At 61.8% G+C, this 1868-nt stretch carries 2 protein-coding genes and 1 pseudogene; 1 reads left to right on the top strand and 2 read right to left on the bottom strand.

The genetic code is table 11. The features are described 5' to 3' along the window. Positions 1-154, bottom strand: a 154-nt coding sequence (locus FY112_RS13255; RefSeq protein WP_181018207.1) for a DNA polymerase III subunit chi, incomplete at its 3' end; no start/stop codon positions are given. Then, positions 154-1644, bottom strand: a complete 1491-nt coding sequence (locus tag FY112_RS13250) for a leucyl aminopeptidase (RefSeq protein ID WP_151518549.1) — start codon at positions 1642-1644, stop codon at positions 154-156. The genes FY112_RS13250 and FY112_RS13255, both read right to left, overlap by 1 nt. A 144-nt stretch (positions 1645-1788) precedes the next feature. Here FY112_RS13250 and FY112_RS37705 point away from each other — a divergent pair. Next, positions 1789-1868: pseudogene (locus tag FY112_RS37705) on the top strand (phosphatase); the annotation flags it as partial.

Here is a 1868-nt window from a genome sequence, read left to right as displayed (position 1 = left end):
AAGTCCAAAGATGCTGATCGAGAGCATCACGCCGCGCCGGCTCGCGCGTCTGGACGGCAACGCGCCAGCCGCGCTCGACGCTTTTATCGATGAGCGGCGGAAGCGCGTCCTCTAGCCTGGTTTCAGTCAGATGATAGAAGAGAATTTCCGTCATCAGGATTCATAATGGGCGCGAACGAGTTCGTCGAGCAGGCGCACGCCGAAGCCGGAACCCCAGGATTGATTGATCTCGTCCTGCGGCGAGCCCATCGCCGTGCCGGCAATATCGAGATGCGCCCAAGGCGTGTCCTGCACGAAGCGCTTGATGAAATGCGCCGCCGTGATCGAGCCAGCCTGCCGGCCGCCGGTGTTCTTCATGTCGGCGAACTTGCTGTCGATCAGCTTGTCGTAGTCCCTGCCGAGCGGCATGCGCCAGAGCTTCTCGTTGGTGGAAAGGCCGGCTGCCGTCAGTTGGGCGGAAAGCTGGTCGTCGTTGGAGAACAGGCCGGCATGCACATTGCCGAGCGCCACGACGATCGCGCCGGTGAGCGTCGCAAGATTGATCATGAATTGCGGCTTGAAGCGGTCGTTGCAGTACCAGAGCGCATCGCAGAGCACGAGGCGGCCCTCGGCATCGGTGTTGATCACCTCGATCGTCTGGCCGGACATCGACGTGACGATGTCGCCGGGACGCTGGGCGTTGCCGTCAGGCATGTTCTCGACCAGGCCGATGATGCCGACGGCGTTGACGGCGGCCTTGCGGGAGGCGAGCACATGCATGAGGCCGGTGACGGCTGCGGCACCGCCCATATCGCCCTTCATATCTTCCATGCCGGCGGCCGGCTTGATCGAAATGCCGCCGGTATCGAAGACGACACCCTTGCCGATGAAGGCGACGGGGCGATCCTTGCCCTTGCCGCCCTTCCACTGCATGACCGCCAGGCGCGGCGGGCGCACGGAGCCCTGGGCGACGCCGAGAAGGGCGCCCATGCCGAGGCGGCGCATTTCGCGCTCCGTCAGGATTTCCACTTCGACGCCGAGCTTTTCCAGTTCCTTGGCCTTAGCGGCGAACTCGACGGGGCCGAGCACGTTCGGCGGTTCGTTGACGAGGTCACGGGCAAGATTGACGCCGCCGGCGATCGCTTCGGAATCGGAAAACGCCTTCTTGGCACCACCCGGATCGGCGGTGACGATCGTCACCTTGACGGATTTCGCCGGCTTCTCCTCCTCGTCGCCCTTCTTCGTCTTATACGTATCGAAGCTATAGGCGCGCAGCAGCATGCCGAGCCCGAAATCGGCAGCTGCCCGCGTGCTGGTCTCGAGCCCGGGCACGTCGATGAAGACGGCGGCCTTGTCGGTGTTCTTGATTCTCGAGGCCACAGCACCGCCGGCCTTCAGCCAGTCATGGGCGGTGATTTCGGCGGCCTTGCCGAGCCCGATGACGACGATGCGGTCGACGGGCGCGCCTTCGGGGGCGACAATATCGAGCGCACCCATGGATTTCGCGGAGAATCGGGCAATCCTCGCAGCCTTGGCGATCACACCTGCCGGGTCGACTGTTTCAGCGCCGGCAGCGCTGTCGGCCTCCGCGGTCTTCAACAGGATCGCCAGGCCGCCATTGAGCTTTGCCGACTTTGCGAATAAAATTTCCAACTTTACTGACATGTCTTCTCCGCTGGGATTCTTTGAAATCCGTCCCTGGCGGATAATTTCGCGTTTGGCGGGTCTGTCAATGGCTTGCGACAATTGTTATGGTCGCCCGCAGCTATCAGGGCTCCCTTGTTTTCGTCAGTTTTGTAGATATTCGCGTTGACAGTTTTTTCGAAAAATCGATGGCGGAGCTTGGCAATCCGCCTGCCGAAAACAACTTTCGGCGCATTCATGCTGCT

The organism is Rhizobium sp. PEPV16, assembly GCF_008919455.1.
Classification (GTDB): domain Bacteria; phylum Pseudomonadota; class Alphaproteobacteria; order Rhizobiales; family Rhizobiaceae; genus Rhizobium; species Rhizobium leguminosarum_Q.
This window is presented reverse-complemented; position numbering and strand designations above follow the sequence as displayed.